The organism is Enterobacter sp. JBIWA005, from assembly GCF_019968805.1.
Taxonomy (GTDB): Bacteria; Pseudomonadota; Gammaproteobacteria; order Enterobacterales; family Enterobacteriaceae; genus Enterobacter; species Enterobacter vonholyi.
In genome coordinates, this window is sequence record NZ_CP074159.1 from 39027 (window position 1) to 51826 (window position 12800).

A 12800-nucleotide genomic window follows, 5' to 3' on the forward strand; every position below is an offset into this window, starting at 1 on the left:
GTTGGGGTGAGGGCATCAGGCTACGCCGATGCCTTAACCCTTCTACGCGAATCCATCGAAATCAGCACCACCGACGACACGATCAGCAGCGTCCCCAGCCAGTCCGGCAGGGTGAACGCCACGCCCAGCAACACCACCGACAGCAGCGCGCTGCTCAGCGGCTCGGCGCAGCTCAGAATGCTCGCTTTCGGCCCGCCGATCGTCTGCGCGCCTTTCAGATACAGGCTGAACGTCAGCGCGGTGCCGATCACCACCAGGTAGAAAAACGCCAGCAGCAGGCTGCCGTCAATGACGAAGGTCGTCCCGCGCCCGGCGTAGAACGGCGTCAGCATTAACCCGGCAATCAACATACTCCAGCCGACAATCGGCAATGTGCCATAGCGGGCAATCAGCGTTGACGGATAGGTCGTGTAAAACGCCGCGGCAAACGCCGAGGCGATGCCGAAGAACAGTGCGGCAGGCGAGATGGAGAGCGAGGTTGGGTCGCCGTGGGTGACCAGCAGGAACGTTCCGACCAGCGAGGTCACAATCGCGGATAAAACAAACACGCCAGGGCGCTTTTTCCGCGCCAGCGCGAACCACGCCACGATAATCGTTGGTGACAGAAACTGCAGAACGGTAGCGGTCGCGGCGTTGGATTTTTCAATCGTCAGCAGGAAGGTGAGCTGCACGGTGAGCGCGCCGACCAGCGAGAAAAACAGCAGGCTGAGGGCGTCTTTGCGATGTTTGATGACCGAGAAAATCTTGTCGCCGTGAACGAAGGAGAGCGTCAGCAGGATCACGCCGGTAAACAGCAGGCGAACCATGGTCAGGTAAGGCGAAGAAATGTGGCTTTTCTCCATGATGTACTGCGCGCAAACGCCGGAACTGCCCCATAAAACGGCGGCGATCAGGACGTTCAGCATCCCTTTACGTGTAGAACCCATTTTCTCCCCTGTTATGTTGGTTTTTTTCTAGCATAACATGGGATCTTTCCGGGTGGCGCTACGCTTACCCGGCCTACAAAACCTTGTAGGCCCGTGCAAGCGCAGCGCCGCCGGGCGAAACAAACGGCGCTGTACTAGAACCACGCCTCCCACATCGCGCCGACGTTGAAGTCGTCGAGCGTTTCGTCTTTGGTGTTGTTCACGCGCGCGGTGCGTGCGTTATCCACTTTGCCGCCGGTCACGTAGAAGCGCAGCATCGGACGGAACTCTGGCCCCATGGCGATAGACATGTTCTGCGACAGGGTCAGCTTCCAGCCCTTGTTGTCGCCGCCGTTGTCGTAGTCAACGTGCTGCCAGCCTGCTTCCAGCCAGGTGGAGTGAACGTCGTTCCACCAGTGCATCGGACGCACGATGGCGTTGTAGTTCTTACGGTTATCGGTCTTATCGCGGCTGTTGTCGTAGTCGTGGAAGGCGAGGATGTACTCCACCTGCGTGGCCTGGGTGAATTTGTACAGCCCTTCGAAACTGGCGTAGACCGTGGTCAGGTCTTCGGTTTTATTGAACACGCTGTTGTCCGAATTATCGGAGTAGCGGGCGATCACCTTGTTCACGCCGCTGTCGTTGGTGTGGCTCAGCACCACGCCGCCCTGCCACGCGTTCAGACGTTCGTCGCTCTCCACCGCTTTGGAGTCAAAGCCGTAGTTGGCGTAAAGCTCCATGTCGATCGGGCCGAGCTTCATGCCGTGGATTTTTGAGGTCGCGGCGTAGTTGCCTTTGTCGCCCGTGCCGGACCCGCCGGTACAGGTGATGCGCGACGGGTTGGCTTCATCTTCCATCACTTCCGGGCTACAGGATTCCACCGCCGCCACGGCGGCGACGTCAAACTGCACGCCGCCGATATCGAAGTTCTTCACCCCGGCGCCTTGGCCGTCGTGGTTCATCCAGAAGTAATCGTTGATGCCCTGCTGCGGACGCTGGTGGAAGTCACGACCGGCCCAGAAATAGGCGTTCGGGTTGGAGGCCATAATGTTGGTCACCCCGGCGTAGGCTTTTTTCAGGTTAACTTCGTCGCCCCAGTGGTCGATCATCACGTTGATATCCCAGATGGCGCCGTTTTCGCCTTTAAAGGCCTTGGAAAGCTGGAATTCCCCGCCGTTGCCTTCGTTGCCCAGACGACCAATGGCGGACGCGCCGTTGTATGAACCGTCCACCGCCACGTATTTCTGATCGGCGGCCTGGAAGTGCGCGCCGTATCGGGCGTAGCCGGTAAATTTAACCCCAAACGGAATCGCCATATCCGGAGATTGCGCTGCGCTTTGCGGCTCGGTCACCACGTCCGCTTTTTTCGCGACGGCAGCATCCATTTTGGCCTGACGTTCAGCCAGGGCTTTATCCACCGCTTTCGCCACAATGGCGTCGATTTGTTCCTGCGTGAATTCCTGTGCGAGCACGGAAATTGGGCAAAGCGCGGCGATAACCGCCATGGTTAATGGAAGTTTTTTAATCGTATTCATGGTTATCTCAATATAGTTTAATTTTATTCAGACAATAACCATCCCGCTCCGATCTGACAGAATATGTCGCTATCATCAGAACAAGTGGATTTCTAGTTTTAGGTACAGAGGTATTACATTAATTTATTTCGACATAGGCTATCTCTGATATAAATGAATAATTTCTTCGGACAATTCACGTGCTAATAAGGAATTCATTAAGTGATCCTGCGCGTGAACCATGATTAACGTCATCGGCTGACGGCCTTCGCCCGCATCCTGCTCGATCAGTTTGGTCTGCATCTTGTGCGCCTGGCGCGCGTAGCCATCGGCTTCGCGCAGCAGGCTTTTGGCCTCGTCAATGTTTCCCTGACGCGCGGCGTGCAGGGCTTCAAAGCACAGGCTGCGGGACTGCCCGGCATTGACGATAATTTCCATTACGGCTTCTTCTAATGCGATCATAATCATGACTCTTTTTCAAAACTATTATTTAACGCGGTGGCGGCAAACCACTCCCCGCTTTTCTTAATGGTGCGTTTCTGCGTCTCTAAATCGAGCTGGATAAATCCGTAGCGATTTTTATAGGCATTGCACCACGACCAGTTATCTATAAACGTCCACATATGGTAGCCAAGACAATTACACCCTTCGCTAATCCCTTTATGCAGCCAGGCTAAATGTTCGGAAATAAACTCGATGCGGTATTGATCGTTAATCTGACCATTTTCAATAAAACGCTGCTCATTTTCGACGCCCATGCCGTTTTCGGAAATAAAGCAGCGAGGGTTGCCGTAATTGTCGCGCAGGTTAATCAGAATATCGTAGATACCCGGCTCGTGGATTTCCCAGCCGCGGTGCGGATTCATCTTGCGGCCCGGCATCTCGTAATTATCAAAGAACCACTCCGGCATAAACGGCGCCTGCGGGTTCACCGCGCTGTCGCGACACTTCACGCGACGCGGCTGATAGTAGTTGATGCCGAGCAGATCGATTTTCCCTTCCGCAATCAGGAAACCATCTTCCGGCTTGCAGGAGGGTAATTGATCGTAGGATTTTAGCAGCGCCACCAGATCCGCCGGGTATTCGCCGCGCAGGACCGGGTCAAGGAAGCTGCGGTTAAACATCAGATCCGCAACGTGCGCCGCCTTCACGTCTGCCGGGTTCTGCGAGCGCGGATACGACGGCGTCAGGTTCAACACGATGCCGATCTCCCCCGCGTAGTGCCCGGCGCGGTAGGCCTGAACCGCCTTCGCATGGGCCAGCACCGTGTGATACGCCACGGTGGCTGCCCGACGAAAATCCACTACGTTCGGGTAGTGGAAGTCGTACAGATAACCGCCTTCCACCGGCACGATCGGCTCGTTGAAGGTAAACCAGTGCAGCACGCGATCGCCGAACAGCTCGAAGCAAATCTGCGCGTAACGGGCGTACGCGTCCACCACGTCGCGGTTTTCCCAGCCGCCTATTTCCTGCATCGCCATCGGCATGTCGAAATGGAACAGAGTGATAAACGGCGTGATACCCTGTTCGTTCAGCTCGTCAATGACCTGATTATAAAAATCGACCGCGTCCGGGTTCACTTCACCGATACCGTCGGGGATCAGGCGCGCCCAGCTAATCGAGGTGCGAAAGCTGTTGTGGTTCAGCTGTTTCAACAGCTGAATGTCCGTTTTCCAGTGCTGATAAAACGTGGAGGTCTGCTGTGGCCCCACGCCGTTGTGAAAACGGTTCGGCTCGCGGGCAAACCAGTAATCCCACGTGGTTTCCCCCTCTCTTGCCCCTTCCGTCTGGAGAGCGGAGCTTGCGCTGCCCCACCAGAAGTTATCGGGAAATGCGTATTTCATGACTCTTCCTCTTTGACTTAATTGCTGGCGGTCTCGGCGGCACCGACGGTTGCCTGGGCCTTCTGCTCTTCGTTTTTGATGAGCGTACGCTCATAGGCGCGCAGGAACGGCAGGTACATCAGCGCGGACATCACCATACAGACCAGGCACATCACCACCGGGCTCAACGCCCAGTTCGCCGCCCACGAGGCGCCGATCGGTGCAGGGGTAGTCCATGGGGTGAATGACACAACCTGTGCCAGCCAGCCGAGCTTGGTTGCCGCGTACGCCAGACAGGCGTTGACCAGCGGAACGAACACGAACGGGATAAACAGCATCGGGTTCATGATGATCGGCGCGCCGAACAGAATTGGCTCGTTGATGTTAAAGAAGCTTGGCACAACGCCCATTTTGCCGATGGTGCGCAGGTGGGTAACGCGGCTGCGCAGCAGCAGGAACGCCAGCGGCAGTGTGGAGCCGACGCCGCCAATCAGCAGGTAGTGATCCCAGAAGCCCTGCAGGTAAACGTGCGGCAGCGCCGCGCCTGCTGCCAGTGCCGCCTGGTTTGCCGAGAGGTTTGCCATCCAGAACGGGTTCATGATGCCGGTAACGATCAGCGAGCCGTGGATACCGGCGAACCAGAAGATCTGGCACAGCAGCACGGAGAGCAGAATGGCGGGCAGGGAGTCAGAGGCGGACACCAGCGGCTCCAGCAGGTGCATAATCGCCTGCGGGATAATCATCCCGGTCTGCGCTTCAATGAACAGGTTCAGCGGGTGCAGCGTACCGATCACCACCATCACCGGGATCAGGATCTCAAACGAGCGCGCCACGCCGGTCGGGACTTCCTTCGGCAGACGAATGGTCACGTTGTTCTGCTTCAGCCACGCGTAAACGCGGGTGGCGTAAATCGCGGTGATCAGCGCGGTGAAGATGCCCTGACCGGAGAGATACTGGGTCGAGATTTTGCCGTCGGCATACGGCGCGGCGACCAGCAGGAAGGCCATAAAGGCCAGCAGGCCGGACATCACCGGGTCGAGGTTAAACTGACGCCCCAGGCTCGCCCCAATCCCCACCGAGATGAAGAAGGTCATCACGCCCATGCTGAGGTTAAACGGCAGCATCAGCTGCTCGCGGTAGGTCTGGGAGAAATCCAGCCAGCCGCGGGCGAAGCTGTTGGTGGTATCCGCCGAGAACGGCGGGAAGATGAACACCAGCATAAACGAGCCGATGATCATGAACGGCAGCGCGGCGGTAAAGCCGTCGCGGATGGCAATCACATACTTTTGCTGGCCGAGCTTTGCGGCCAGCGGGGTAATTGACTGCTCAATCACCGCGACCATGGATTGATATAACGAACTCATGTGAACACCTTTTAGTGTGCCGCTTCGATGAGCGACAGAGCATAGTCCAGTACTTTATCGCCACGCTGCATGCCGTAGTCCATCATATCGATGGGCTGCACCGGAATGCCTTTCGTAGCCGCCTTGTCTGAGAGTGTCTGTAACATGTATTTCACTTGCGGTCCGAGAAGGACAACCTGGTATTGCGGAAACTGCGTATCAAATTCGGAAACACCGTACGCATCAATCTTCACCGGCAAACCACGTTCTTTCGCGACATCGACCATTTTGCTGACCAACAGGCTGGTGGACATCCCGGCAGAGCAGCACAGCATAATCTTGAACATCGACAACCATCCTCTAAATGTAAAAAGTTATTGCGAGGATGATTGGACATGATACGGAAACCGGTTTCCATTTATAAAAAGCAGAACTGTGATAGCCATCAAGATCCAATACTTATGAGGCTAATTAACCGGATGTGTGTCACATAATTTGGCTGGTTTGACAGCATTTTGAGTGGAAACGGAAAATCGGTTTCCATGGAAAACGGAAACGGATATACTCCGTTCTGGCTATAATGTGAGCCGAAGCGGTGATGGAATTTGCAGGCGCGAGGTAAGCCTGCCAGGGGAAAAAGATGTCGACAATCAATGATGTATCACGTCTTGCCGGGGTGTCTAAAGCCACGGTTTCGCGAGTGTTGAGTGGGTCGCGTGGCGTTAAGGAAGCCAGCCGTCAGGCCGTTCTGAAAGCTGTGGATGAGCTGAACTATCGTCCCAACGTGATTGCCCAGTCGCTGCTGAGCCAGTCGACGGGCTGCATTGGGGTCATTTGCGCGCAGGAGAATATTAACCAGACCACCGGTTATCTGTACGCGCTGGAAAAACAGCTCAGCCAGCATCAAAAACACCTGCTGCTGCGTTTCGCGCACAGCAAAGCGGAAGTGATGAACGCCCTTGAAGAACTTTCCTGCGGGCTTTGTGATGACATCCTGGTGATCGGCGCCCGTTTCCCGCTGGACGTCGACATGGACAACGTCATTCTGGTGGACTGCATGGATTCTGATAATTCCAACAGCATCCAGTTCGATCACGCTTTTGCCGCAGAAACTGCCTGTAACTATCTCACCAGCCAGGGGCGTCGCCAGATTGCGCTGATCCACCCCCACGGCAGCGGTTTTGCCGACCAGGTGCTGCTCGGCTACAAGCACGCGCTGGAGAAAAATTTCCTGCCCTTTAATCGCAACCTGGTCTTTATGGACGCGACGTCTTCGTCCGTTGCGCTGCAGGAGCTGCTTAATAACGCCAGCACGCTGAACTTCAACGCGCTGCTGGTGGCGGACGAGCAGGAAGCCCAGCGGGTGATCCCGCAGCTGCAGGCGTTTAATAAATCGGTGCCGGATGACATCATGGTCTTTAGCCTTGCCGGATCGCTGCACCTGCCGGGTATTCCGGTGATCCCGGCGATTGAATATTCCATGGATGCCATGGCGGCGCGTATCGTGAGCTGGCTGACGGAGAAAACGCAGATGCTGGGCTCGTATGTGCTGCGCGGAGATTTAATTATTCCGGATGTGCGTAAGCGTTAAACATATTTTCCAGGCCGGGTAAGCGCAGCGCCACCCGGCAAGCAGCATTCAATAATCTTCCATACAATCCACCTGACCAATCGCCCCCCAGTAGGCGTCCAGGTTGTCGCGCTTCACGGCGGTAATGGCATTTTTGATTAGCAGCTGATTGGCCTCGGACGACAAAATCATCTCCTGCCAGGCTTTATCGCTCTGCTTTTTCTGTGGCGTACAGGTTTTCTTAATATCTTTCAGGACCTGCTGTTTTATTTGCGCCTCTTTCGCGGGATCCTCCTTTTCCTGAGCATGGACAAACGCGGCGAACAGCAGACAAACCAGCAGGCAGACAAGGTGTGCAGCTTTCATCAACAATCCCCTTTTGACGTCACAGGCTTCCCATGAAATATATCGTTACATTCAGTGTAGCGACGCCAGCCGAAAGTATGAATTTTCTCCGTAAAGTATCTGTGAGATAGTCAAACAGCACACAAAAACAGGGAGAACGTCATGCAACTGAGCATTACCAATACGGTTACGCAGCAGGAAAAAGAAGAGTTATTCGTTGGGCTGCGTGCCTACAACGCGCAATTTTTGGATATGGCGACCTTTAGCGGCGACGTTGGCGTTTACGTGCGTGACGATAATGGCGCCATGCTGGGCGGGTTAATCGGTGTGCGTAAAGGCGACTGGCTGAATATCGACTATCTCTGGGTGAGCGAGACCGTGCGCGGATCCGGCGTTGGCAGCCAGCTCATCAGAACGGCCGAAGAGGAAGCCAGACGCAAAGGCTGCAAGCACGCGCTGGTCGATACCGTCAGCTTCCAGGCGCGGCCGTTCTATGAAAAACAGGGGTACCAGCTGCAAATGTCTTTGCAGGATTATCCTTATCCGGGCATGCAGCGACATTACCTGGCGAAAGCCCTTTAAGCTTTGAATCCGTAGGCTGGGTAAGCGCAGCGCCACCCGGCCATAGCCGCATATAACTTATCCTTCTTATTGATTCTTTTTCGGTTTTTATTTCACCGCCTCGTTGTCGATATAGTCACTACAACATTCAGCAAAAGGAACTGTCTTGTGAAACGTCGATTGGGTGCTCTGGTACTGGCTGGCCTGCTGCTGGCAGGGTGCGATCAAAGTGGCAACGATGCCAAACACATTAAAGTCGGCGTCATCAACGGCGCCGAGCAGGACGTGGCGGAAGTCGCCAAAAAGGTGGCAAAAGAGAAATATGGCCTGGACGTGGAGCTGGTAGGCTTCAGCGGCTCGCTGTTGCCTAACGATGCCACCAACCAGGGGGAACTGGATGCCAACGTCTTCCAGCATCGCCCGTTCCTTGCAGAAGATAACAAGGCGCATGGCTACAAGCTGGTGGCCGTGGCGAACACCTTTGTTTTCCCGATGGCTGGCTATTCCCGCAAAATCAAATCCGTCTCTGATCTGAAGGACGGGGCGACCATTGCCATTCCAAACGACCCGACCAACCTCGGCCGCGCGCTGCTGCTGTTGCAAAAAGAGAAGCTCATCACCCTGAAGCCGGACACCGGGCTGCTGCCAACGGCGCTGGATATTACCGCCAACCCTAAACAGCTGAAAATCATGGAGCTCGAAGGGGCGCAGCTGCCGCGCGTGCTGGACGACCCGAAAGTCGATGTCGCCATCATCAGCACCACCTATATCCAGCAAACCGGGCTGTCGCCGGTGCATGACAGCGTCTTTATCGAAGACAAAAACTCGCCGTACGTGAACATCGTGGTGACGCGCGAAGATAACAAAGATGCCGAGAACGTGAAGGAGTTTATCCAGTCGTATCAGTCGCCTGAAGTGGCGAAAGCGGCGGAGACGATCTTCAACGGCGGGGCGGTGCCAGGCTGGTAAACAATCTGATGGAAAAAGGGTTGCTTAAATTGGCCCGATTCCATCGGTAATCGCCCTTTAACCCACAGCATGACGCGCGACGGCTGGCTATCCTCCTTATCACACCAACCGGAGGATAGCCCATGAACATCACCCACATTCGCAACGCCACCCAGCTGATTACCTACGCCGGAAAACGTTTTTTAATCGACCCGATGCTGGCTCCGCAGGGCGCTTATCCGGGCTTTCCCGGCACGGCGTATGCCGAACGCCGTAACCCGACGGTTGAACTCCCCGTTGACATCAACACGCTGCTGGACGCCGACGCGGTGATCGTCACCCATACTCATGACGATCACTGGGATCGCGCCGCGGCAGAGCTGATCGCCAAAGATAAGCCGATCTACGTGCAAAACGAACGTGACGCCGCGCTGCTGCGCAGCCAGGGGTTTAGCAACCTGACGATCATGACCGACGCGACCTTCTTCGGCGATATTCAGATTACGAAAACCCATGGCGGGCAGCACGGGACCGATCGCGCTTACGCCGTGCCCGAACTGGCGGAGAGGCTGGGCGAGGCCTGTGGCGTGGTGCTGCGTCATCCTGATGAGAAGACGCTCTATCTTGCCGGGGATACCGTCTGGCGTGACGAAGTGGCGGCCGATCTGCAAAAGCATCAGCCGGACGTGGTGGTGCTGAACGCCGGCTATGCTCACGTCATTGGCTTTGGGCCCATTATTATGGGGCAGGAGGACGTGCTCAACGTCCATTTCCTGCTGCCGCAGGCCAAAATTGTGGCGAGCCATATGGAAGCCATTAACCACTGCCTGTTAACCCGGAGCGCGCTGCGTGAGTACGTTGAAGCCAACCAGGTGAGTGACGCAGTGAGCATTCCCCAGGATGGCGAAACCGTTATATTCTGAGTATCTAAAAGGGAAAGGAGAGACAAATGCCGCTAGTCAACGTCGCGATTGTCGCGGTAGACGGGTTCAGCCCGTTCCACTACTCCGTTCCCTGCATCCTGTTTGGCGACTCGGTCTCCGGAGAAAAGCGCTTTAACGTGACGATCTGCGCCGAAACGCCGGGGTTCCTCACCTCAAAAGACGGATTTGCCCTCAACGCCACGCAGGATTTTACCGCCATTGGGCAGGCCGATATTGTTGTCGTTCCCTACTGGCAGCACGTTCTTGAACGCCCGCCGCAGTCGCTGCTCGACAGCCTGGTGCAGGCGAGAGACCGCGGCGCAGAAATCGTCGGGCTGTGTCTGGGGTCGTTTGTGCTGGCCTGGGCGGGGATCCTCGACGGTAAGCGTGCGGCCACCCACTGGGAGTTCGAACGTCAGTTTCAGTCCCTCTTCCCGAACGTTCGGCTGGATATTAATGCCCTTTACGTGGATGACGGCAATATCATTACCTCTGCCGGGACTGCCGCCGCGCTGGACTGCTGCCTGTATATCATTCGCCAGCGCTTTGGCAGCGTGGTTGCCAACCAGATTGCCCGCCGGATGATTGTACCGCCCCACCGCGAGGGCGGTCAGGCGCAGTTCATCGCCCAGCCGGTACCCAAAGATACCCGCGACGGACGCATTAACTGCCTGATCGACTATCTTCAGCAGCACATCACCGAACCGCATAGTCTGGACTCGCTGGCAGAGGTCGTCTCGATGAGTCGCCGCACCCTGACCCGTCATTTTGTTAACGCTACGGGGATGAGCGTCGCCGACTGGCTGACCGCCGAACGCCTGCGGCGCAGCCAGGTCCTGCTTGAAGCCGGAAATATGCCGATTGAGCGCGTGGCCGAGCTGGTGGGATTTAATTCCGCCGTCACCTGGCGACAGCAGTTTAAGGCGCGTTTTGGGGTGAGCCCTGCGGAATGGAGAAAAACCTTTCGTCTTCACAGCTAGTTTATTTTGGCTAACTCAAGATTTAAGGCTTAGTTAAATAATTTATTATTTTTTCTTAATCGACCTCTCATTTTTCTAAAAAAATATTTTATTTGATGAGCCCTAACGCAAATTAGATATACTCGCATTAAGAATGCTCTTATATTTCGAAAATATTAATTGCGAATAAATTTTGTGGCATGGATGAATAGCAATAAAATAAAAAAGAGAATAATTTCATTAGCAAATTATATTATTTTTATCTTATCGGTTGCGCTTTTTTCAGCGAGCGCTAACGCTGCCCCCTTGTCTCCAGCCGATCGCGATTCCATCCAGCAGCAACAGCAGCAGCTTTTATTACAGAACCAGCAACAGCGTGAGGAGCTGGAGCGGAGTATTCCTCGTCCCGCGCCCGCCAGACCGCTGCCGGCTACCGGCGCCGGGCCCTGCTTCACCATTGATACCATTACCCTTTCCGGCACGACCCTAATCTCCCCGAAAACCCGGCAGGCCCTTGTCGCGCCGTGGCAGGGCCGGTGTCTGGATATGGCAAAAATAACGGAGCTTCTCGCCCATATTTCTGACTGGTATATCAGCCGGGGATATATCACCAGCCGCGCTTTTCTTACCGAGCAGGATCTCTCCGGCGGTCAGCTGAATATTGTGGTGCTGGAAGGACGGCTGGAAGCGATCCGCCTGGAAGGCGAAACGCCGCACATGCTGAAAATGGCGTTTCCGGGACGGGTCGGCGGCATCCTTAATTTACGCGACATCGAACAGGGCATGGAGCAAATTAACCGTTTGCGTGCCGAACCGGTTCAGATTGAAATTCTTCCGGGAACGCAGGCCGGATATTCCATCGTTAATCTTACGGCAAAACCGGAATTTCCCTTAAGTGCATCGGTAAGCCTGGATAATAGCGGGCAGAAGAGCACCGGTGAAAATCAGCTGAATGGCGTGCTCACCGCGAATAATATGCTGGGGCTGGCGGATAAATGGTTTGTCAGCGGCGGGCGCAGCAGCGATTTTGCCAGCGCGTACGATGCGCAGAACTTCCAGGCGGGCGTCAGCGTGCCGTTTGGCTACGGATTACTGGACTACAGCTACGCCTGGAGTAACTACCGGACCACCATCAGTAACCAGGGCTTCAACTGGCTCTCCACGGGCGATACGAAAACCCACCGCGTTAACGCGTCCTGGGTGCTCTTCCGCAACGGGGAGGTGAAAACCGGCATTGCGGCTGGCGTGGTTCAGCGCTCCAGCCGCAACTGGCTCAACGACGCGCCGCTTCAGAGCAGCACGCGCAACCTCTCCAGCCTGGTTCTGGGCATTACGCACACGCAAAAAATGCTGGGCGGCGTGGCGACCTTCAACCCGACCTGGAGCCACGGCATGCCGTGGTTCAGTGCCGAAACCGACGAAGATAAGTCCGGGGATATGCCGCGCGCGGAATTCCGTAAATGGAGCCTGAACGCCAGCTTCCAGCGTCCTGTCGCCCGTAACGCCTGGTGGCTGACCAGCGCCTACGGCCAGTGGTCGCCCGACCGGCTGTACGGCTCTGAGCGCCTGACGCTCGGCGGCGAAAGCTCCGTGCGCGGTTTTAAGGAGCAGTACCTGTCCGGGGACAACGGCGGCTACTGGCGCAACGAGCTGGGGTATTCCCTCTTCACCCTTCCGGTGATTGGCGCGGTGAGCGCAACGGTCGCCGTTGACGGCGGCTGGCTGGAAAAAGACCGTCAGGACCGCTTTGCCTCCGGCACGCTGTGGGGAGGCTCGGTGGGGCTGAGCAGCGCAGGGCGCTGGTACAGCAGCCAGATTTCGGTCGGGACGCCCCTGCACTACCCCGACTGGCTCGGCCCGGATCATGTGAGCGTTAACTGGCGCATTGCCTTCATGCTTTAAGAGACTC

General features: G+C 56.0%; 13 protein-coding genes. 6 read left to right on the plus strand and 7 right to left on the minus strand.

Annotated features, from left to right (window positions below; genetic code table 11):
- Positions 1–20: 20 nt before the first annotated feature.
- From KGP22_RS00185 to KGP22_RS00210, 6 genes are all read right to left on the minus strand, one after another.
- A complete protein-coding gene (locus KGP22_RS00185) occupies positions 21–926 on the minus strand; it encodes a DMT family transporter (protein WP_136195864.1) in 906 nt (301 codons plus the stop codon).
- Between the two features lie 134 nt (positions 927–1060).
- Positions 1061–2440, minus strand: coding sequence for a carbohydrate porin (locus tag KGP22_RS00190; protein ID WP_111964264.1), 1380 nt, complete (start codon positions 2438–2440; stop codon positions 1061–1063).
- Between the two features lie 138 nt (positions 2441–2578).
- Positions 2579–2881 (minus strand): PTS lactose/cellobiose transporter subunit IIA, encoded by a 303-nt coding sequence (locus tag KGP22_RS00195; protein WP_029741865.1) that lies wholly within the window; start codon positions 2879–2881, stop codon positions 2579–2581.
- Between the two features lie 2 nt (positions 2882–2883).
- The gene (locus KGP22_RS00200; protein WP_111964265.1) at positions 2884–4263 is read right to left on the minus strand and encodes a glycoside hydrolase family 1 protein; all 1380 of its coding nucleotides are present in this window, start codon (positions 4261–4263) and stop codon (positions 2884–2886) included.
- A 17-nt stretch (positions 4264–4280) separates the two neighbouring features.
- On the minus strand, positions 4281–5606 hold the full coding sequence (locus KGP22_RS00205; protein ID WP_223580835.1) for a PTS transporter subunit EIIC: 1326 nt from the start codon (positions 5604–5606) through the stop codon (positions 4281–4283).
- 11 nt (positions 5607–5617) lie between these two features.
- Complete coding sequence (locus KGP22_RS00210; protein WP_014830072.1) at positions 5618–5932, minus strand: PTS sugar transporter subunit IIB; 315 nt, start codon at positions 5930–5932, stop codon at positions 5618–5620.
- A 293-nt stretch (positions 5933–6225) separates the two neighbouring features.
- Between KGP22_RS00210 and KGP22_RS00215 the strand changes: the two genes are divergently transcribed.
- Positions 6226–7176, plus strand: coding sequence for a LacI family DNA-binding transcriptional regulator (locus KGP22_RS00215; RefSeq protein ID WP_111964266.1), 951 nt, complete (start codon positions 6226–6228; stop codon positions 7174–7176).
- Positions 7177–7224: 48 nt separating this feature from the next.
- Here KGP22_RS00215 and KGP22_RS00220 read toward each other — a convergent pair whose 3' ends face one another.
- The gene (locus KGP22_RS00220; RefSeq protein WP_115876738.1) at positions 7225–7521 is read right to left on the minus strand and encodes a YicS family protein; all 297 of its coding nucleotides are present in this window, start codon (positions 7519–7521) and stop codon (positions 7225–7227) included.
- A 141-nt stretch (positions 7522–7662) separates the two neighbouring features.
- Between KGP22_RS00220 and KGP22_RS00225 the strand changes: the two genes are divergently transcribed.
- The 5 genes from KGP22_RS00225 to KGP22_RS00250 all read left to right on the plus strand — a co-directional run bounded on the left by KGP22_RS00225 (position 7663) and on the right by KGP22_RS00250 (position 12793).
- Positions 7663–8082: a GNAT family N-acetyltransferase gene (locus tag KGP22_RS00225; protein ID WP_111964267.1), complete on the plus strand. Its 420-nt coding sequence runs from the start codon at positions 7663–7665 to the stop codon at positions 8080–8082.
- A gap of 147 nt (positions 8083–8229) precedes the next feature.
- Entirely contained in the window at positions 8230–9030 is an 801-nt protein-coding gene (nlpA, locus tag KGP22_RS00230) for a lipoprotein NlpA (protein WP_111964268.1), read from the plus strand.
- Between the two features lie 122 nt (positions 9031–9152).
- Complete coding sequence (locus KGP22_RS00235; protein WP_245405363.1) at positions 9153–9932, plus strand: MBL fold metallo-hydrolase; 780 nt, start codon at positions 9153–9155, stop codon at positions 9930–9932.
- A gap of 26 nt (positions 9933–9958) precedes the next feature.
- Positions 9959–10912 carry a helix-turn-helix domain-containing protein gene (locus KGP22_RS00245; protein ID WP_223580837.1) on the plus strand — a complete coding sequence of 318 codons (954 nt, stop codon included), beginning with the start codon at positions 9959–9961 and terminating at the stop codon, positions 10910–10912.
- A gap of 183 nt (positions 10913–11095) precedes the next feature.
- Complete coding sequence (locus KGP22_RS00250; protein ID WP_223580839.1) at positions 11096–12793, plus strand: ShlB/FhaC/HecB family hemolysin secretion/activation protein; 1698 nt, start codon at positions 11096–11098, stop codon at positions 12791–12793.
- The last annotated feature ends 7 nt before the right edge of the window (positions 12794–12800 follow it).

What these genes read in the sequence shown, in the direction of transcription:
- KGP22_RS00235 (WP_245405363.1), top strand. Translation starts at nt 9,153, where the DNA reads ATGAACATCACCCACATTCGCAACGCCACCCAGCTGATTACCTACGCC.
- KGP22_RS00245 (WP_223580837.1), top strand. Translation starts at nt 9,959, where the DNA reads ATGCCGCTAGTCAACGTCGCGATTGTCGCGGTAGACGGGTTCAGCCCG.
- KGP22_RS00200 (WP_111964265.1), bottom strand. Translation starts at nt 4,263, where the DNA reads ATGAAATACGCATTTCCCGATAACTTCTGGTGGGGCAGCGCAAGCTCC.
- KGP22_RS00250 (WP_223580839.1), top strand. Translation starts at nt 11,096, where the DNA reads ATGAATAGCAATAAAATAAAAAAGAGAATAATTTCATTAGCAAATTAT.
- KGP22_RS00190 (WP_111964264.1), bottom strand. Translation starts at nt 2,440, where the DNA reads ATGAATACGATTAAAAAACTTCCATTAACCATGGCGGTTATCGCCGCG.
- KGP22_RS00210 (WP_014830072.1), bottom strand. Translation starts at nt 5,932, where the DNA reads ATGTTCAAGATTATGCTGTGCTGCTCTGCCGGGATGTCCACCAGCCTG.
- KGP22_RS00185 (WP_136195864.1), bottom strand. Translation starts at nt 926, where the DNA reads ATGGGTTCTACACGTAAAGGGATGCTGAACGTCCTGATCGCCGCCGTT.
- KGP22_RS00205 (WP_223580835.1), bottom strand. Translation starts at nt 5,606, where the DNA reads ATGAGTTCGTTATATCAATCCATGGTCGCGGTGATTGAGCAGTCAATT.
- KGP22_RS00215 (WP_111964266.1), top strand. Translation starts at nt 6,226, where the DNA reads ATGTCGACAATCAATGATGTATCACGTCTTGCCGGGGTGTCTAAAGCC.
- KGP22_RS00220 (WP_115876738.1), bottom strand. Translation starts at nt 7,521, where the DNA reads ATGAAAGCTGCACACCTTGTCTGCCTGCTGGTTTGTCTGCTGTTCGCC.
- KGP22_RS00225 (WP_111964267.1), top strand. Translation starts at nt 7,663, where the DNA reads ATGCAACTGAGCATTACCAATACGGTTACGCAGCAGGAAAAAGAAGAG.
- KGP22_RS00195 (WP_029741865.1), bottom strand. Translation starts at nt 2,881, where the DNA reads ATGATCGCATTAGAAGAAGCCGTAATGGAAATTATCGTCAATGCCGGG.